Source organism: Microbacterium sp. AG238, assembly GCF_003610405.1.
Lineage (GTDB): Bacteria > Actinomycetota > Actinomycetes > Actinomycetales > Microbacteriaceae > Microbacterium.
This window is the reverse complement of sequence record NZ_RAQC01000001.1, coordinates 2,257,011-2,274,224: the sequence shown is the minus strand read 5'-3', so window position 1 is coordinate 2,274,224 and position 17,214 is coordinate 2,257,011. Positions and strand designations below refer to the sequence as shown.

The 17,214-nt window shown below is 66.4% G+C and carries 19 protein-coding genes and 1 tRNA gene; 6 read left to right on the top strand and 14 right to left on the bottom strand.

Annotated elements, in window-relative coordinates:
- Window positions 1–95: 95 nt before the first annotated feature.
- The 8 genes from zapE to DEU36_RS10655 all read right to left on the bottom strand — a co-directional run bounded on the left by zapE (window position 96) and on the right by DEU36_RS10655 (window position 7,217).
- Window positions 96–404 carry an AFG1/ZapE family ATPase gene (gene zapE, locus DEU36_RS10690; RefSeq protein ID WP_259455312.1) on the bottom strand — a complete coding sequence of 103 codons (309 nt, stop codon included), beginning with the start codon at window positions 402–404 and terminating at the stop codon, window positions 96–98.
- A gap of 319 nt (window positions 405–723) precedes the next feature.
- Window positions 724–1,986, bottom strand: a complete 1,263-nt coding sequence (locus DEU36_RS10680) for a helix-turn-helix domain-containing protein (RefSeq protein ID WP_147374382.1) — start codon at window positions 1,984–1,986, stop codon at window positions 724–726.
- A 97-nt stretch (window positions 1,987–2,083) separates the two neighbouring features.
- Window positions 2,084–2,242, bottom strand: a complete 159-nt coding sequence (locus tag DEU36_RS16120) for a hypothetical protein (protein WP_183045341.1) — start codon at window positions 2,240–2,242, stop codon at window positions 2,084–2,086.
- Window positions 2,243–2,339: 97 nt separating this feature from the next.
- Window positions 2,340–3,242, bottom strand: coding sequence for a hypothetical protein (locus DEU36_RS10675; RefSeq protein WP_120264124.1), 903 nt, complete (start codon window positions 3,240–3,242; stop codon window positions 2,340–2,342).
- Between the two features lie 64 nt (window positions 3,243–3,306).
- Window positions 3,307–3,525, bottom strand: coding sequence for an SHOCT domain-containing protein (locus DEU36_RS10670; RefSeq protein WP_259455311.1), 219 nt, complete (start codon window positions 3,523–3,525; stop codon window positions 3,307–3,309).
- A 621-nt stretch (window positions 3,526–4,146) separates the two neighbouring features.
- The gene (locus DEU36_RS10665) at window positions 4,147–5,634 is read right to left on the bottom strand and encodes a Shedu anti-phage system protein SduA domain-containing protein (protein WP_120264122.1); all 1,488 of its coding nucleotides are present in this window, start codon (window positions 5,632–5,634) and stop codon (window positions 4,147–4,149) included.
- Between the two features lie 43 nt (window positions 5,635–5,677).
- Entirely contained in the window at window positions 5,678–5,944 is a 267-nt protein-coding gene (locus DEU36_RS16335; protein ID WP_259455310.1) for a hypothetical protein, read from the bottom strand.
- Window positions 5,945–6,620: 676 nt separating this feature from the next.
- Window positions 6,621–7,217, bottom strand: coding sequence for a hypothetical protein (locus DEU36_RS10655; protein WP_120264121.1), 597 nt, complete (start codon window positions 7,215–7,217; stop codon window positions 6,621–6,623).
- A gap of 399 nt (window positions 7,218–7,616) precedes the next feature.
- Here DEU36_RS10655 and DEU36_RS10650 point away from each other — a divergent pair, with 399 nt between their 5' ends.
- Window positions 7,617–7,970, top strand: coding sequence for a hypothetical protein (locus tag DEU36_RS10650; protein WP_120264120.1), 354 nt, complete (start codon window positions 7,617–7,619; stop codon window positions 7,968–7,970).
- Window positions 7,971–8,065: 95 nt separating this feature from the next.
- Here the strand turns inward: DEU36_RS10650 and DEU36_RS16410 are convergent, their stop codons facing one another.
- Window positions 8,066–8,362 (bottom strand): winged helix-turn-helix domain-containing protein, encoded by a 297-nt coding sequence (locus DEU36_RS16410; protein ID WP_183045340.1) that lies wholly within the window; start codon window positions 8,360–8,362, stop codon window positions 8,066–8,068.
- 138 nt (window positions 8,363–8,500) lie between these two features.
- Between DEU36_RS16410 and DEU36_RS16005 the strand changes: the two genes are divergently transcribed.
- Window positions 8,501–8,728 (top strand): helix-turn-helix domain-containing protein, encoded by a 228-nt coding sequence (locus tag DEU36_RS16005; RefSeq protein ID WP_147374381.1) that lies wholly within the window; start codon window positions 8,501–8,503, stop codon window positions 8,726–8,728.
- Window positions 8,729–9,006: 278 nt separating this feature from the next.
- On the opposite strand, the gene DEU36_RS10640 is transcribed toward DEU36_RS16005, so the two are convergent.
- Window positions 9,007–9,097, bottom strand: a tRNA-Ser gene (locus tag DEU36_RS10640).
- Between the two features lie 71 nt (window positions 9,098–9,168).
- Between DEU36_RS10640 and DEU36_RS10635 the strand changes: the two genes are divergently transcribed.
- Window positions 9,169–10,554: an MFS transporter gene (locus DEU36_RS10635; RefSeq protein WP_120264497.1), complete on the top strand. Its 1,386-nt coding sequence runs from the start codon at window positions 9,169–9,171 to the stop codon at window positions 10,552–10,554.
- Between the two features lie 3 nt (window positions 10,555–10,557).
- Here the strand turns inward: DEU36_RS10635 and DEU36_RS10630 are convergent, their stop codons facing one another.
- A complete protein-coding gene (locus DEU36_RS10630; RefSeq protein WP_120264118.1) occupies window positions 10,558–11,409 on the bottom strand; it encodes a helix-turn-helix transcriptional regulator in 852 nt (283 codons plus the stop codon).
- 100 nt (window positions 11,410–11,509) lie between these two features.
- Between DEU36_RS10630 and DEU36_RS10625 the strand changes: the two genes are divergently transcribed.
- From DEU36_RS10625 to radA, 3 genes are all read left to right on the top strand, one after another.
- Window positions 11,510–12,289 (top strand): SDR family oxidoreductase, encoded by a 780-nt coding sequence (locus DEU36_RS10625; protein ID WP_120264117.1) that lies wholly within the window; start codon window positions 11,510–11,512, stop codon window positions 12,287–12,289.
- A gap of 32 nt (window positions 12,290–12,321) precedes the next feature.
- The gene (locus tag DEU36_RS10620) at window positions 12,322–13,278 is read left to right on the top strand and encodes an L-lactate dehydrogenase (RefSeq protein ID WP_120264116.1); all 957 of its coding nucleotides are present in this window, start codon (window positions 12,322–12,324) and stop codon (window positions 13,276–13,278) included.
- Between the two features lie 181 nt (window positions 13,279–13,459).
- Entirely contained in the window at window positions 13,460–14,824 is a 1,365-nt protein-coding gene (radA, locus tag DEU36_RS10615) for a DNA repair protein RadA (protein WP_120264115.1), read from the top strand.
- Between the two features lie 492 nt (window positions 14,825–15,316).
- Here radA and DEU36_RS10610 read toward each other — a convergent pair whose 3' ends face one another.
- From DEU36_RS10610 to DEU36_RS10600, 3 genes are all read right to left on the bottom strand, one after another.
- Window positions 15,317–15,724: a dehydrogenase gene (locus tag DEU36_RS10610; protein WP_120264114.1), complete on the bottom strand. Its 408-nt coding sequence runs from the start codon at window positions 15,722–15,724 to the stop codon at window positions 15,317–15,319.
- Window positions 15,725–15,975: 251 nt separating this feature from the next.
- Window positions 15,976–16,647 (bottom strand): hypothetical protein, encoded by a 672-nt coding sequence (locus DEU36_RS10605; RefSeq protein WP_183045339.1) that lies wholly within the window; start codon window positions 16,645–16,647, stop codon window positions 15,976–15,978.
- A gap of 45 nt (window positions 16,648–16,692) precedes the next feature.
- Window positions 16,693–17,205, bottom strand: a complete 513-nt coding sequence (locus tag DEU36_RS10600; RefSeq protein WP_120264113.1) for an amino-acid N-acetyltransferase — start codon at window positions 17,203–17,205, stop codon at window positions 16,693–16,695.
- Window positions 17,206–17,214: the final 9 nt, after the last annotated feature.

Genomic DNA, 17,214 nt, shown 5'->3' with positions numbered 1-17,214 from the left:
ACGCGGGCAAGCTCGTTAGGGGCGGTCCGTAAACACAGGCTGTATCGAGACCGAGGTCATGAGCGATCAGACTTAGGTGCTGATTTTCGGAACGGTCACGCTTTGCAACAACCGCAGGCGACTCGCCATGCGGAGGCGTCGGAGCGCTGAGAGGCGTCGGCCAGGAAGGCGTCGAGGTCGACGTGCGCTGAGAATCCGACCGAAATGTCGGCGTTCACGAGCACGTCAACGAGGTTGATGAAGCGTTGCTGTGGTTCGGGATCGGCGGCGCTGAACGGCGGGATATCCGTTATCGACCAGCGGGTGAAGGCGCGGGACCATTGCAGGTACCCGACCGTTGAGGTCGGTGTGCGGCAGAGCTGATCGAACGTGGCCATCAGCTCGCCGCCATCGGCCGACGTCACCGGGAACGAGCGTCCGTGCGAGGCGAGGGAGTCGCGCTGCGTAGATGCGGGTGCCGCCTCCCGCGTCGACGGAACCGATGATCGACACTACGACCCCGATGGGTCGCGCTCTGTTCGGCATGGTCGCCGTGTTCGCGCAGCTCCGCGTCGACACGATCTGAGAGAACACGATGCGCGGACTCGCGCATGCTAAGGCGCAGGGACGTGTTGGTGGCCGGCCGTCAAAGCTGACCCCGAAGAATGTCGCGGACGCGAGGCGGATGCGCAATGAGGGCCGCAGCTTCGATCACATCGCGGCAGTTCGCCCAGCTTGCCGTAGCTACCGCCGCGGCGGTAGCTCGGTGGTGAGCCTTCCGAGGTGTCTGATGCCGGCCTGATTCAGACAGTCGGTCGCGACATCGACGACGGTGTGTATGAACACCGATTCCTCCTGCTGCGGATCGACGACACGATGGACCGGACGGTAGCGACCGCCAAGGGGAGTTGAGGAGCTACCTCCCCCCATGAAGTCGTAATGCGGCTCGAAGAACAGACGCTCATCGCCTAAGGGCGTGTAGTCGGACGGCCTCCATTCCACACCCACGAGCAGTTCCACATCCCCAGCAGGTGCGTCTTCCGCGACGGTCCTGATCAGCGCGAGAAGAGCTGCTATGAACCCTTCTACCGCGTCCGCAGGCACATGGTTTGCCGGCAAGTTGTCGCCTGTGGCGCCGTAGCGGTGACTGCCGGCTTCCCAAGCCAACCCAACCGCCCCGTCGTCGAAGATCGCAGCACGCGCGCCTCGCCAGGAGGCGGGGTCGCGTGGCGGTAGAACCCATCCGCGTAGACCAGGGAGGGCGTTGTGGCCGGCGACGTCGGTGAGTGGTTGATAGTCGTCTTGCAAAAGCCAGTACCAGGCATCGTTCTGCGCCTGCGCGGCCAGAGCGCCGATCTCGGGACGGTCGCGTCGCCTCGGGGGCGCTCCTTGCGATACGGGCCTTGCCGCGCCCACCAGGACGGCATTCTTCCGAGGCTCGAGCGAACCGGCCATGTCCATATACAGTGCTTCCAACTGCTCGCGTCCACGGCGTGCGGCCTCGAAACGAGCGCGGTAGCTGGCCTCGAGGAGGCGTTCGTTCATCCACTGCGTGTCGGAACTGACACGGAGGGGCGCGCTGAACGATTGTTTGTTGGCGTCGAAGATTAGATGTGGACCGTCAACACTGGCTGGCACGACGATGGCCGCAAGGCGTTCATCTCCCGCGACGGGGATCTTATGGGATCGCACTCCGAGAACTGGGGGTGAGATCGAGCTATAGCTCACAGCCTGAATGGTGCGCTCATAGCTTTCGTTGAGATCGCCGGCGTCGACGCGACCCGAAGCAGCCTTCTGGGTTTCCTTGACGCCGAATATGAGGACACCTCCGCCGCTGTTCGCGAACGCCGCGATGTCTTTGACGATGTCGGAGGTCTTGAAGTCCCGTTCGCTCGGTAGGTGCTTCTTCCAATCCAGTTGGTCCGACTCGACAAGACCTTGAGTGATCGCGGCATCGATCATCTGCTCTGTGAGCGGCCCCGCATTCACGCCGAGCAGCTGATGCAAGGGGGTTCGTAGCACGCGCTCATCGTATTGCGTGTGAGCTACGGATCAGTGCGGACATGCGCCACGAGCCTATGCCCGCTGCTGGGTAGCATCAGAGTCAGCCGCGCAGCAGCTCACACGCGTGCACGTCGAGGGCGATGGCGATCGCGTTGAGCTCCGCCACGGTCAGCCCGGCGGGCGAGGTCGGGTGTAGGCGTCGTTCTACCTCCCGCGAAGTTATGCCGGTGACCTCTGCAAGCCGTTCAAGGGAATGCATGTGAGTCTGCCAAAAACGATCGTTTCTGGCAGCTCCTAGAGATAGGGCTAGAGGCCGCGCCGCAGTGACCGGTCGTGCCGGGCGAGCCTAGATCCGGCTACCCTCCAGTCGAGTTCGGCGGTTCCGCGGGCGCCCCCGGTAGCAAGGGCAGTGTTCCGTAGACTTCGGCCAACGCCGCGCGCTGCCAAGTCGACAAGTGCTCGTAGTGGCCGGAGAAGTCAGCGAAGCGCATCACACCGTAGGTCATCACGGCATCTGCGAGCTTGAGTATCGCGGTAATCGCAGCCGGATCCGGCATGGTGATGTGGTACCCCCCGGCATCGAAGGTCAACGTCAATTCGGATGCCGGCCATCTCTTGCCGTGCGCTGAACCGGCGGACGCGCGCCATAAGCGCTCCACGGCACCATCATCCTGCACGAGAGCGTCAGGCAGCTGCGTCCGAACGTGAGCAGCGGCATCCTTCACCAGGTCGATGTAGAGCGGCGCCCTGAACTTCTTCTCGTCCCCACCGACGAGGCGCAGCGCGTCGGCCCGGCGCTGCGTGAGCTTCGCTTTCACCTCGGGATCGGTCGCGGCCTTCCCCTGTTCCTGCCAGTCAGCCAGCACAAGGGAAACATGTCGCCGCGACGCTTCGCGCACGTCCTGCGTCGACAGCACCCAAACGGCCTGTGACGCCGACTCCAGGGCGGCACGCGCGAGCGTCTGGGCCGGGCGCAACGCGAACTCGACAGCAGCCTCCGGGTGATACTTCAGCGGCGTTGCGTAGTCCGCCCACATCACGAGGTGCTCCAGCGCGGCGGCAAGAAACGAGCGACACCAGTCGGCCGCTGTCTCATCGGGGAAGAACGCTCGGGCGCCGTCGAGCAGCGATCCCGGAGCCGGAATAGGGATCTGTCTGAGCGTGCGCTGCATAACGCGCGCACTCAAAGCCACCTGGACCCACGGCTCAGTCTCGTCGCGCGTCAGCGCGGTGCGGCCGGTGTCCGGGTCGACGTCCATCCTCGGAACCTACCGGATCGAGCTGGTTCAGCGCGCTCGGCCTCCTCACCCTCGCCGAACCTCGTTAGAGATTGGAGAGGAGTTGGGTCTTTTGCGCCTGGAACTCATTCTCGCTGAGAATCCCCTTGTCTCGCAGCTCAGCCAACCGCTCAATCTGCGCGATCGGGTCGGCCACTGGAGCCGCCGCGGAGCGAAAGCGCGCCCAGCGATAGATGCTGTCCGGGCTGACGGACAGCACTCGAGCCATCTCGGCAACAGCAAGAGTCGGCTCGTGCTGCGGCACGCATACCTCAGCCTGCTCGGATGCCCGGTGGGCCATCGCCGCCGGTGGGACGCACTGCAGATGAAGCCCACGCCGTGCCGCGGCGCAACGAGGATCGCACGACGGAGCCGCACGACGTCGAATGGACTGTGGGTTGGCAGGACGAGCATCACCTAGTCATAGCCAACCATGGTCTCGATGCTGCCCACAGGGGGCGGTTTCGAATCTTGATGCGATTCCCCAGCGGGTTCCGTCAGGCGTATGCCGGTAGCCCCGGGTACGCGGCTGCTGGCGCCGTCGAGCGCTTTAGGAATTACATTGACTCGCACTTTCCACCCGCCGACGGTGCCGAACTCACGCCGCAGACGTGGGAGCAGTACTGGGCTGGCACGACGTACCTTCCGGCAGACCCGGAGTTCCGCGATGAGATTCGTCGATGTCGCGATGCGCGGGAGCGCTTCCGGCTCTATCGAGTGGGGCTGTCTGGTCGAGTAGTCGACTCTTAGCTCGACGCTGCGCAGATCAGATGAGATCACGTCCGGTCCGATAGTCAACGTTTTGTCAGTTGCGGAGCACGTGAGGATCAGCACACATCATCGACGTCCCTGAACCTGCACCTCGCTGGGACGCCGGCACTCCGGGTCAGCTCCGGTTTGCGCTGTCAGTTGCCACCGAAGAAGGCTGGGGCTTCCCCTCAGATGGGGGCTTCCCCTCAGATGGGGGCTTCTCCAGCATGTCGCGGAGTGACTTCAGTCGCTCAAGGACTTCATCGTATCCCAGCACGGTAACATTAGTCAGACCAGCCCGGTATCGCAAAAAAGAATCTCGCTGCAGCTCGTCGAGGGAAGACACTCTACCGGTGATGACGCCGCCCCGCAGATCATTCCACGCGTCGATCTGATTCGCTGGACTTAAGCGCGCCGCAAGACTCTGAGACACGGATGCTAACTGTGATTGCAGTTGCGCTATCGGTCCGACGAGTTCTCCATGCGGCGCAAAAACCGCGGAGTCTGTCCCCCTGCCCCGGTAAGCAGTGGAGCTGACCAAAGCCGCTGCGGGCGTCTTTATCTCCACGACGACCGCGGTACGCGTGATTGCGTTCGCGCAGAGAAAGTCGGTGATACGGGAACCTCGGCCCTCGATGTCCGCGGCCTGAACCGTGGCATGTTCCAGCTCAACCACAATCGGAGTCGAGAAGAGTAGCTGCAGCGCAAAACGGTTGGCGTTGAAAAACTTCTGCCAGTGCCCTTCATCTCGGTTATGAGTGCCGTCAAGATCGGCTTGGAATCTGTCGATCAGCGTATTCAACGACGCCAGCTCGATGTCTTCACGGAGCTGCACCAACCGGGTTGGTGAGTCGACGCCGATCTTCGGCGCCTCGGACGTCACCGCGTCTGCAAGGAGATTGCGGTCCTGGGCACTAACGACGTGGCCCGTTTCAACCTCTTCGGTAAGGGCGCGGATCACCGGATGGCGCGTGTATTTGGGGGTCACCTCGGTTAGACCGAACAGATTGGCAACGGCGTTGTGCGTGTCAGATTGGATGACGCGATGTACGGCCACGCGGCCACGGCTGCGACTACGATCCACCGCGGCCCGGTATGCCTCGAACCGACTCAAAGCCACCCGGAAAACATCTCCATCACTGTCGGGACCTTCGTCGTCATTGACCACGAAGCGCACGGTCGAGCAGCCCGAACGGTTTTCGATCTCGTCTAGTAAGCCTCGGTAGTCCCGGGCCACACCCAAGCCGAACGCGTAGATGGAACTGAAGCCCTTGGGGAGCCCTGTTTCATAAAGTAGGCCATACTGGGCATGTTCTGCTGAGTGATTGAGCGGATCCCAGCTCGTGTTCTCGACTTGCAGTTCGGTTATACCGCGGAACTGCTTCTCATAGCTCCCGGATCTCAACGACAGCGGCCGGAACCTAAGAATACCGCGCGCCGTATCATAGCGCAGCACCTCGACGCCCAGCTGATCATCCTGCTGAGGTATGAAACTGATCACAACGTCGTCACCGACGGTGTTCTGGTCCAACTGCCCCATACGATCAGCGAGGTCGTCATTGTCAAGATCAGACAACATCAGCTGATCTGCATCAGCGTCGACGTCGAAATCTTCCGTTGACACGTTGCCTCCCCCGGCCGGCCACCATTGGCGCCTGTCGAGCCTACTAGGACAAGTTAGTCACGTCATCTTCTTCGACCACGGCCAGCCCACGACGCTCGATGAGGCTTCGGACCTCTGTGTGCAGCGACACGGAAATCGCGGAGATGACTTGCTCGATCATGCGCGTCATGAACTGCTCTGGCCGCACGTCATGCGGGACTTGGTCGAGTTCGACTCTCACGATTGAGCCTTCGCCGGACCAGCCGACGAGGGCGAGGCCGGTGGCGGTGTAGCCGTTGGCGCCGCCGAGGTCGCGGAGTTTACGGATCATGTCGACGGTGCGTTCATACGCGTCTGGTTCGTCGGTGAGGATCGTGGATCTCTGTGCGAAGAAGAGTCCGACTGCGGCGAGGGGGTGGCGGCTGCGGAGGTTGCCGGCGTCACCGTATGCCTGTTCGAAACGATTCGAGAGGTTCTTACCGAACGAGGAAATCTGCGTCTTGGTCGACAGCAGCAGTTCTGGCCCGCGGTCCCATCGGGAGATCTCGACGTCGACCTATTTCTCGTAAGCGCGGCCGAGGATCTTCGCGTCTGTCGGCGCAACCACAGGCATGGCCATGACTCTTGCGCGTACCTCGTCCGACAGCTGCCGGGGCAGCTTCTCCAGGAGCAGCGCGATGTCGCGCGGAAGGATGCGCGGGCGCGTGGCTCGTGGCCACACTTCGTCTGGTCTGAACCCGCAACGGCGCAGCTCGTGCGCAAGCCACGAGTGCGCCCCATTCGCGAGCGCACCCGTCGCTCACCCCTTGCCTGCAGCAACCGGGATGTGAGCAGCTTCGCCAGCAGCCCGTAATCGGATGGTAGTCGGGGCATCACCGCGCCCATGCACCCACGGGTCGCTGAGATCTGCGGCAGCAAGTGCGTCATCGAACGGGGTGAACGAGTCGTCTCGCGTGGCCATCACACCGCTCCCCCACCGCTGCGTCCACGGACCGTCCGGCGGGTCGTCAGTGCCTGGTGATCTCCCGCGATCGCGGCCAGCTCATCATCGGAGAGCACGTTGTGGAACAGGACTTCATCAACAAGTTCGACCGCGCGCCTGGGAGGTTTCGGGCTATGAGCAGGCGCTGCACGCGCGGCTTCAACGCGGCCAGCGCGACGCGGTGCTGCGCAAGCAGGGCGGGTGCGGGCATCCACCACCGATCAGACTCGCGACGTTCGATCTTCAAGATCCCGCCACCGTAGGAGCGGCCGACGAGGTCGGCGGAGAGCAGAGTCGTCGAGTTCAGCGACGCGATCGGCAGAACGTCACGTGCGAGGTCGCGGTGCTCGTCGGTGAGGTACACGCCGTGGACGCTGTTGAGGCGACGGGCACCGACGGTGTTTGTGGTGAGGCGGGCGGTGTCGGCGTTCATGTAGGTCAGGAACAGGTCGGGGGCCCGAAGGGCTGGCACCCGCCAACACGGGTTGCGCACCCGGCACTTGTACGCCTGGTCGGCGCCGGTGCGGTGGCCCTCGGCGATATGCCGCAGCGTCGCGGCCGCCGGCTTCGCGCTGGGATACAGCAACCAGATCGGCTGCCCTTCCCGCCCCAACCGGTCCATCGCACTGCGAGTGAGTGCGAGACCACGCAAGTGCGAGCTGCCAGGAGGGCTGATGCGCAACAAATCCCGCTACGGGATACCGAGCTCACGGACGCAGGCAGGTGACAGGGCAAAGTACCGGTTCCCGCCGGTGACGGCACCCAGGGATGCGTCACCGTAGGTCTCCAACGGTACGAAAGCCGCAGAACCCGAAAGCCGCGTCATCGCCGCGGTGCTCACTGGGGACAGCGCAAGGGCCGCGGAACAACGCTTCAACCCCTGACGATCAGGATGCCTCGGGGCGGCGTGTTTGGCCGACGGCGAGACTTGCGTCTATCGAGTATTTGCGCTGACACACGGCACCACTGACACCCACCGCACCACTCGGGAACAGGGCGTCGCACGCTAGCCGCCGTCGCAATGCCCTCGATCGAGCGTCGACCGCTCCTAGCCGGGCGAGGCATCATCGAGGTGATCGACAAACAGCGGGACGATGGCTTCCTTTCCTCGATCAGCAACGCCACGATCGTCAGCTACGCCCACGATCCTGTCGTCCTCGACCACGATCTGGAAGCCGACTACGCCGCCATCGAAAGCCTGGCATCGAGAGCGGTAACCTTCCCGCTATCACCTTCGCAGCTTTTGGTGATCGGAGATGGTCTCCCCAGCCAGCTCCCACTGAACCCGATGATCGCGAAGAAGAGCACGCGCTGGCTGGTAGGAAGTCGGGTAACTCTCAACCTCAACTACCGGCTGTCGAGTCCGCGGCGGTAGAACACCATCAGCTCGTCGAGCTGGGCGGCCTCGGCCCGTCCCCCCAGAGCCGTTCAATCTCGGCAACGCCCCCTTCCGGTTCATTGCTCCGGCCGCTACTGGCGGCCCATGAACAAGTGCTCGGCGAGCCGTTCGAAGTCCGCCTTCAGGCGCACAACGTCCGCCGTATACCTGACGGGGCCTCCGACACTCCGGTCGGCGATACCTTCGACCGTCACATACCCGAGTTCGCGAAGAACGCGCAGGGCCGAGTGCAGCGTGGGCTTCGTCTGCCCAGTGGCATCCATGAGTTCAGCCGCCGTGGCCGCCTCCCGACTAATCAAGGCGTGCAACAGGTCGACGCGGCTCCGGCCCGAGAGCGCTAGCCATGCGCGATCAGCGTCAGCCGGCATAGCCGGGGAGACCGTTCTGCGCCTGGGCATCTTCCTATTCTGCCGCTAACGGCACATAACTACGTCCTCCTCCTGTTGGCGTATGATTGAATCATACGCCAACAGGAGGAGGACGTAGTGAGGCGACAAGCAACGCGCGTGACAGTAGAGCTGATTCGTGACGCCCTCGGTGCTCAAAGACGAACACAGGAGTGGCTCGCGATCGCGACGGGAATTCCGCTGCGCACCCTCTCGCGAAAGCTCCACCTCACCTCTCCGAGCCCAACCAATCTTGAGGAGCTCGTGCTCATCGCAGGCGCCCTCGACATCGAGCCGGCGAAGCTACTGGAGCCCCTGAAAGAGGCGAGCCACGGCCACCCCGATTGACCTACTGCCCTCATCCGGCGACGTTGGACGCCCGCCGGACTACCTCTGCCCGGGCTCCGACAGCAGTTCCTGCCCATGGCTGCCGTAACCCTGCCGGCTTCATGCGAGCGTCGGCACCATCATCAACCGGCATCCTCCGATACGTCGACGGCTATGCGCGCACCATCCATCAATGGACTGCCTAACCACAATCGACAGCTCGACTCAGATGTGCACCAAAAATGCACCACACACGCCCCGCACATGCAGAAAACCCCCGGATAACCGGGGGTTTTCACTGGCGGTGACGGTGGGATTTGAACCCACGGTAGGGGGTTACCCTACACAACTTTTCGAGAGTTGCACCTTCGGCCGCTCGGACACGTCACCGCCGACCAGCTTACGACATCTCGGGCGATGCCGCGAACCGCGGTGTCCGTGGTCAGGCGTAGCGTGTGTCCGTGACGCGTTCATCGGCCCCGCAGACAGCACTCATCGTGGCGATCGCGTCGCTCGCGTCATCCGTCGCGTTCCTCGACAGCACGATCGTGAACGTCGCCCTACCCGCGATCGAGCGCGAGCTCGGCGGCGGACTCACGACGCAGCAATGGGCGGTGGACGCGTACTTGCTGACGCTCTCGTCGCTCATCCTCCTGGCGGGCTCGGTCAGCGACGCCTACGGACGCCTCCTCGTACTGCGCATCGGGCTGATCGGTTTCGGCGTCGCCTCGGTGGCCGTGGGCCTCGCGCCAGATCCGGTCTTCCTCATCGCCGCACGTGCCGTCCAGGGCGCGGCGGGCGCGTTCCTCGTGCCGAGCTCGCTCGCCCTCATCACCTCCCTCCTCCAGGGCCACGAGCGCTCGCGCGCCATCGGCCTCTGGACGGCCTTCACCACTGGCGCGTCTCTCATCGGCCCGCTTCTCGGCGGCCTCTTCGTCGATCTGCTCTCGTGGCGCTACGCGTTCCTCATCAACGTCCTCCCCGTCGCCGTCACCCTGTGGCTCGTCGCGCGACTCCCCGTGCACGACGAGCGCCGCGCCGACGCGGGCATCGATTGGATCGGCGCGGCCCTATGCACGGCGGGCCTGGGCGGCATGGTCTTCGCGCTGATCGAGCAGCCGAACCTCGGCTGGACCTCTCCCGCGATCTGGATGCCGCTGGCCGTCGGAGCCGTCATGTTCGCGGCCTTCCTGCTGCGGCAGCGCACGTCGCGGCATCCGACCCTTCCGCTCGGACTCTTCCGGGTGCGCAACTACTGGACCGGCAACCTCGCGACCCTGTTCGTGTACGCCGCCCTCTCGCTCAACGGCTTCGTCGTCGGTGTCTACCTGCAGGAAGGCGCGGGCCTCAGCGCGACGCTGGCGGGGCTCGTGAGCCTCCCGACCACGGTCCTGCTGATCGCGCTGAGTCCATGGGCCGGCTCGCTCGCGGAACGCCTCGGCGGACGGCTCTTCATGACGCTCGGCCCGCTCGTCATGGCCGGCGGCGCACTGATGCTGCTCCTGGTCGGCGAGTCCTTCGACTACTGGTGGCAGGTGCTCCCCGGCCTCGTCGTGTTCGGGCTCGGACTCGGCGCGACGGTCTCGCCCCTCACCTCGACGATCCTCGGCGCGATCGACCCCGAACGATCGGGTATCGCCTCGGCCGTGAACAACGCCGTCGCACGGGTGGCGGGCCTCGTGGTGATCGCGTTCCTGGCTCCGATCGTGGGCGGCGCACTCGACCTCGACGGATTCCACCGGGCAGCGATCGTCACCGCGGCACTCATGGCCGCGGGCGGGCTCATCGCCTTCGCCGGCATCCGGAACAGCGCACCCTCAGTTGCGGGCCCGGGCGCGACGAGCTGAAACTCAGGCCGGCGAGCGCTCCGAGGCGAGAGGCCCCAGCACCGCCAGCATCCGCAACTTCTCCGCCGCCTCCGACCCGGGCTCGGGGGTGAGCGTGAGGAGCGCCTGCGAACGGTCCTCCGTGAAGAGCACCTGGCAGTCGACCTCGATCTCGCCGACGGCTGGATGCACCACGACCTTGTGATCGGCGAACCGCTCGGCGACCTCCTCGAGATCCCAGAGGTGAGCGAACTCGACGCTGCGTTCGCGCAGGTCGTCGACGAGACGCGCTGCGCGCGATCCGGCGCCACCGCGGCCCGCGACGGCACGCAGATTCGCCACGATCGCCCGGCTCTGCCGATCGTGATCGGATGCCGGATACACCGCCCGCTCGCTGTCGGGATGCACGAACCAGCACCACGCGCCGCTGCGTTCCGGTCCGGTGCGCCGTTCGCGCGGGCCGAAGAGAGCCCGCGCGAGATCGTTCTGCGCGAGCGTCTCATCGAGCTCGGTGATCACGAGCGCCGGGATGTCGTCGAGCCGATCGAGCACCCGCTGCAGGGCCGGCGCCACATGATCGGCCGCACCGGAACGTTCAGGCGGCGTGTGCCCCGCCAGACGGTGCAGGTGATCGCGCTCCGAGCGCGAGAGCCGCAGCGCCCGCGTGAGCGACGCGAGCATCTGGAGACTCGGCTGCGGCCCGCGCTCCTGCTCGAGCCGCGTGTAGTAGTCGACGCTCATCATGGCGAGCTGCGCGACCTCTTCGCGTCGGAGTCCCGTCACCCGCCGGCGCTCCCCGGATGGCAGCCCGACATCCTCCGGACGCAGTCGCTCGCGACGGGCGCGGAGGAATCGGGCAAGAGCAGCGCGGTCCACGCATCCATTCTGACCAGCGCGGCCCGTCCGAACCAGGGACCGCCGCTCCCCCGTTCGGATGTGCCTGGATAGCCGCGCATGCCGCGACGAGAGTCGGGGCATGGACATCACCGGACGCACCATCTTCATCCCCGGCGCAACGAGCGGCATCGGCCGCGCGTTCGCCATCGCCCTCGCCGAGCGCGGCAACACGATCATCGTCGGCGGACGCCGGCGCGAGCTCATCGACGACCTGCGCTCTTCGCACCCCGGCATCGACGGCGTCGAGATCGACACATCGGATGCCGCATCCATCGCCCGCGCGGCCGGAGAGGTGCTCGAGCGGCATCCCGATCTCGACGTGCTCGTCACGATGGCGGGCATCATGAACGCCGAAGACTGGACCTCGCCCGCAGGCTTCGTCGCCAGCGCCGAACGCACCGTCATCACGAATCTGCTGGGTCCCATCCGGCTGATCGGCGCGTTCATCGAGCACCTGCTGGCGCGCCCCGCCGCGACGATCATGACCGTCTCGTCGGGCCTGGCGTTCGCTCCGCTCGCCGCGACGCCGAGCTACAACGCGACGAAGGCCGCGATCCACATGCTGAGCGAATCGCTCCGGCTGCAGTACGCCGACTCGCCGGTGTCGATCGTCGAGCTGGTGCCGCCCGCCGTGCAGACCGATCTCATGCCCGGCCACGCCGAGAACCCGCAGGCTCAGCCGCTCGACGAGTTCATCGACGAGGTCATGTCGATCCTCGAGCGGGATGCGGATGCGCGCGAGGTGCTCGTCGAGCGCGTCGGGTTCCTGCGCCACGGCGAGGCACGCGGCGACTACCCCGACGTCGTGCGCGCACTCAACGCGAGCGACCCGCACGCCGGGCGGCGAGGGGCCCGGTAGCGACTCTCATTCCCCCCTGCCAGACTGAGGTCATGAGCGCGATCGAGAACTCCAAACTCACCGTCGTCGGCGCGGGCGCCGTCGGTTCGAGCGTCGCCTACGCGGCCCTCATCCGGGGATCCGCCCGCCACGTGGCGCTGTACGACATCGCCACCGAGAAGACCGAGGCCGAGGTGCTCGACCTCGCCCACGGCGCGCAGTTCACCGGATCGAGCGACATCATCGGCGGCTCCGACATCTCGGTCGCCGAGGGCTCGCACGTCGTCGTCATCACCGCGGGAGCGAAGCAGAAGCCGGGTCAGACCCGTACCGAGCTCGCCGGTGTCAATGCGGGAATCATCGCCTCGATGATGCCGAAGCTGCTCGAGGTCGCCCCCAACGCGACCTTCGTGATCGTCACGAACCCGTGCGACGTGCTGACCGTGCTCGCGCAGGAAGCGACCGACCTGCCGCCCGAGCGCATCTTCGCCTCGGGCACGGTGCTCGACACCTCGCGCCTGCGGTGGAAGATCGCCCGCCGCGCCGGCGTCTCGATCTCGAGCGTGCACGCGTACATCGTCGGCGAGCACGGCGACACCGAGTTCCCGCTGTGGTCTCACGCCACGATCGGAACGGTGCCGATCCTCGACTGGGTGCCGCTCGACGGCCAGCCCAAGTTCACGAGAGAGGAGATCGATCAGATCGCCATCGATGTCCGCGATGCCGCGTACAAGGTGATCCAGGGCAAGGGCGCGACGAACTACGCCATCGGCCTGTCGAGCGCCCGGATCGTCGAGGCGATCCTGCGCGACGAGGATGCCGTGCTGCCGGTCTCCACGGTGCTGCGCGACTTCCACGGCGTCGACGGGATGGCCCTGTCGGTGCCCTCGGTCGTCAACCGTCGAGGTGCGTTCCCCGTGCGCGAGATCGCCTTCTCCGACCGTGAGCTCGAACTGTTCCAGCACTCGGCAGCATCCCTCCAGGAAGTCGCGGCCTCCTTGCGCGGCTGACCTCGCCCCGGCGTGCGATGTCACGCCAGATGCTGATACATCCGTCGGACCGGCGGTGCTGGTGTCGTCCCGGAGCCTCGGGAACGCGACATCCGCACCACCGGTCCGACGTTTGTATCGCGTGAACGCCTGCGAGGCGTTGGTCGGCGGGGATGTCGGCGGTCGCGCCTACCCTGGATCCATGGCCTCTCGACGTCCCGCTCCCACGACGGCCTTCAAGTGCACCGAGTGCGGGTGGACGACCGCGAAGTGGGTCGGTCGCTGCGGTGAGTGTCAGCAGTGGGGCACCGTCGTCGAGGCGGCGACGCAGACCGGCATCACCTCGACCGTGACCGCGGTCAGCCCCGGTGCGGCGCGCGCCGCTCGTCCGATCACCGAGATCGACACCACCGACGCCCCTCGACGATCGAGCGGGGTCGGCGAGTTCGACCGTGTGCTCGGCGGCGGAGTGGTCCCCGGGGCCGCGATCCTGCTCTCGGGCGAGCCCGGCGTCGGCAAGTCGACGCTCCTGCTCGAGGTCGCCGCGCAGTCCGCACGTTCGGGCCGCCGGGTCCTGTACGTGAGCGCGGAGGAATCGCTCGGCCAGGTACGGATCCGCGCAGAGCGGACCGGCGCGCTGCACGACGCGCTCTATCTCGCCAGCGAGACCGACCTCGCCACCGTGCTCGGTCACGTCGACGAGGTACGTCCCGACCTGCTCATCGTCGACTCGGTACAGACCGTGTCGTCGTCGCTCTCCGACGGGGTCGCCGGTCAGCCGAGCCAGGTACGCGAAGTGGCGTCCACCCTCATCCGCGTCGCGAAAGAGCGCGACCTCCCCGTCCTCATCGTCGGCCACGTCACGAAAGACGGCTCGATCGCCGGCCCGCGGGTGCTCGAGCATCTCGTCGACGTCGTCTGCCAGTTCGAAGGCGACCGCCAGACCTCGTTGCGGTTCGTCCGGGCGTTGAAGAACCGCTTCGGCCCGACCGACGAGGTCGGATGCTTCGACATGACGGGCGACGGCATCGCCGAGGTGCCCGATCCGAGCGCGCTGTTCCTCGGGCACGGCGACCCGGTGCCCGGAACCTGCGTGACGATCGCGCTCGAGGGGCGACGAGCACTGCCGGTCGAGGTCCAAGCGCTGACCCTCAAGACCGGGGCGCCCAATCCCCGCCGGGTCGTGAGCGGCGTCGACAGCGCACGCGTTGCGATGATCCTCGCCGTCCTCGAGAAGCGCGGCGTCGCCGTGACGAGCGACCAGGACGTCTACGTCTCGACCGTGGGCGGCGTGCGCCTCGTCGAGCCAGCTGCAGACCTCGCCATCGCCATCGCCATCGCTGGTGCCGTCGGCGGCAAGGCCGTGTCGCGACAGGTGGCGGCCTTCGGTGAGCTCAGTCTCGCGGGCGAGATCCGCCCGGTCACGCAGTCGAGCCAGCGCCAGTCCGAAGCGAAGCGCATGGGTTACACCGCCGTGGTGGATGCCTCGTCGCGCACGATCGGCGGAGCGATGCGCGATCTGCAGGTGCGTCAGCCCGCGGCATCCGCCGCCGACGTCGGCTTCTGACCCCCCGCCTCGAGCTGCCGAGCCCGGGCCGCCGGGGTCTCACCTGGCAGAACACGCCCCATCGCGCGCGCCGAAGCGGCGCGAACTGCCAACCCAAACCTCGAGGCCCCGGTGTTGGGCTATTCACCTGGCAGAACACGCCCCATCGCGCGCGCCGAAGCGGCGCCAACTGCCAACCCAAACCTCGAGCCCACGGTCCCGGGCTACTCACCTGGCAGAACACGCCCCATCGCGGGCGCTGAAGCGGCGCGAACTGCCAACCCAAACCTCGAGGCCCCGGTCTTGGGCTACTCACCCGGCAGAACACGCCCCATCGCGGGCGCTGAAGCGGCGCCAACTGCCAACCCAAACCCGAGGCCCCGGTGTTGGGCTACTCACCCGGCAGAACACGCCCCATCGCGCGCGCCGAAGCGGCGGCAACTGCCAACCCAACCCAACCCAAACCCAAACCCAAACCCCAACCCCAAACCCCCGGCCCCACCAACCCGGCGATCAGGCGTCGAGCGCGGCGATCACGTCCTGCGGGGTGGCCTGCATGGGGTGGGGGCCGGCGATGTCGAAGAACACCGTGGTGATCTCCGCTTCGTGAACCCCGAGGAATGCGCGCAGACCGCCGGGCGACTGCAACGCCACATGCGCGGGCAGCGCTTCGGGCTTGTGCGCCGCATCGCTGAACAGCAGCAGCGCGACGTCACCGGTGTTGGGGTCGCGGTACGTCCAGATCTCACCGACGTCACGCGGGTCATCGCGATCGCCGGGACGCATGAGCGGCACGACGGTCGGGCCGTGCCGCAGCGCGAACGCGAGAGCAGCCATGTCCTGGGTCTGCAGGGCGTCCGCGAGCTGCGGATTGCGGAACTCGGGCAGCGGCTTCTTCACGCCACGCTTCTTTCCAGCCATCACCTCAGCCTAGAGAGAGAAGGGGCCCTCTCGAACTCTTCATTGGGGACTGAGGAAATCGAGAGGGCCCATCGCCCATCCGAGGTGGGGATCCGTCGTCGCGATTCTGGGGGGTTGCGCGACTACTCGCCGCTGGGGACAGCGAGGGTGTTCCTCGAAGAGCTGACTCCAGGTTACGTCCGCACCCCGGCGTCTGTCTCGTCCCGTCGAGTGAGAAAAGTCTCACTCTCCTGCGGGGCCGCGAACGCCGGTCAGCGCAGGACGAACTGGCGCTCCTGCTGCGCCGCCAACCCGCCGATCTCCACGGCGAGATTGAAGTAGCCCGCGGGCGCGGCCGGGCGCTCTCCGTCACAGCTGTCCACCGACGAGCGCGTGCGATCCCACGTGATGGGGGTCACGCTCGACACCGTCTGCCCCGGATCGATCTGCACCACCTGGTCGCTCGACTCGCTCTGGCAGTCGGTCGAGCGCCACCAGACGTCGGGACCGCTCGACACCGTGAGCTTCTGCGTCGCCGTTCCGACGTTGAGCAGGCAGGCCTCCGCCCCCGCGTTCGTCAGCGAGATCGACAGCTGCGGCAGCTCCCCGGCGCCGTACGAGTCCTTATCGGTGACCGCTGAGACCTGCACCGAGCGCGCCGAGCATGCTTCGACCTCCTCCGCCGCGGCATCCTGCGACGGCTCACTCGCGGATGTCGACGGCTCGGGCGCGTCGCCCCCGGCATCGGACGGCGACGACGAGGGCGAGGCCGCGGCATCCGACGACGCGGGCTGAGCCGGACCATCGGATGCGCCCCCCTCCCACGGCCGCCAGAATGCCAGCACGACCGCGGCGATGATGAGCAGCACGACGAGCAGCAGCGCGAGTCGTCGGCGACGGTAGACCGCGGGCGAATGACGGCGTCGGGGCGGCGTGTCGGTCATGAAGCCAGGGTAGGGCGCGGGCCGGATGCCGCCGGGGCGGCACGCCTAGAGGTGCTTCAGCATCCGGGTGTTGCCCAGGGTGTTGGGCTTGACGTGCGCGAGGTCGAGGAACTCGGCGATGCCCTCGTCGGGGCTTCGCAGCAGCTGCGAGTAGACGTCGGCGTCGACGACCTGCTCGCCGATCGCCTCGAACCCGCGGCGCGCGAAGAAGTCGACCTCGAAGGTGAGGCAGAACAGCCGCGAGAGGCCGAGCTCCCGGGCGTTCTGCTCGAGCCGGTCGACGATCGCGCCGCCCACTCCGCGGTGGAGCCACTCGTCGACGACGATGAGGGTGCGCACCTCTCCGAGGTCCTCCCACATGACGTGGAGGGCGCCGCATCCGACCAGCCGGCCGTCGGCCTCGGCGACGACGAACTCCTGCACCGACTCGAAGAGCACGACGAGGTCTTTGCCGAGCAGGATTCGTCGCTGCACCCAGGGGTCGAGCATCTCGCGGATGCCGCGGACATCGCTCGCCCTCGCGGGGCGGACGACGAAGGCCGGGTCGTCGGAGCTCACACCTCAACG

Excerpts from the sequence above, each read along its gene's own strand:
- DEU36_RS16410 (WP_183045340.1), bottom strand. The coding sequence starts at position 8,362 with ATGCCGGCTGACGCTGATCGCGCATGGCTAGCGCTCTCGGGCCGGAGC.
- DEU36_RS10620 (WP_120264116.1), top strand. The coding sequence starts at position 12,322 with ATGAGCGCGATCGAGAACTCCAAACTCACCGTCGTCGGCGCGGGCGCC.
- DEU36_RS10650 (WP_120264120.1), top strand. The coding sequence starts at position 7,617 with ATGCCCTCGATCGAGCGTCGACCGCTCCTAGCCGGGCGAGGCATCATC.
- DEU36_RS10610 (WP_120264114.1), bottom strand. The coding sequence starts at position 15,724 with ATGGCTGGAAAGAAGCGTGGCGTGAAGAAGCCGCTGCCCGAGTTCCGC.
- DEU36_RS16120 (WP_183045341.1), bottom strand. The coding sequence starts at position 2,242 with ATGCATTCCCTTGAACGGCTTGCAGAGGTCACCGGCATAACTTCGCGG.
- DEU36_RS10625 (WP_120264117.1), top strand. The coding sequence starts at position 11,510 with ATGGACATCACCGGACGCACCATCTTCATCCCCGGCGCAACGAGCGGC.
- DEU36_RS10605 (WP_183045339.1), bottom strand. The coding sequence starts at position 16,647 with ATGACCGACACGCCGCCCCGACGCCGTCATTCGCCCGCGGTCTACCGT.
- DEU36_RS10675 (WP_120264124.1), bottom strand. The coding sequence starts at position 3,242 with ATGGACGTCGACCCGGACACCGGCCGCACCGCGCTGACGCGCGACGAG.
- DEU36_RS16335 (WP_259455310.1), bottom strand. The coding sequence starts at position 5,944 with ATGATCCGTAAACTCCGCGACCTCGGCGGCGCCAACGGCTACACCGCC.
- DEU36_RS10655 (WP_120264121.1), bottom strand. The coding sequence starts at position 7,217 with ATGGACCGGTTGGGGCGGGAAGGGCAGCCGATCTGGTTGCTGTATCCC.
- radA (WP_120264115.1), top strand. The coding sequence starts at position 13,460 with ATGGCCTCTCGACGTCCCGCTCCCACGACGGCCTTCAAGTGCACCGAG.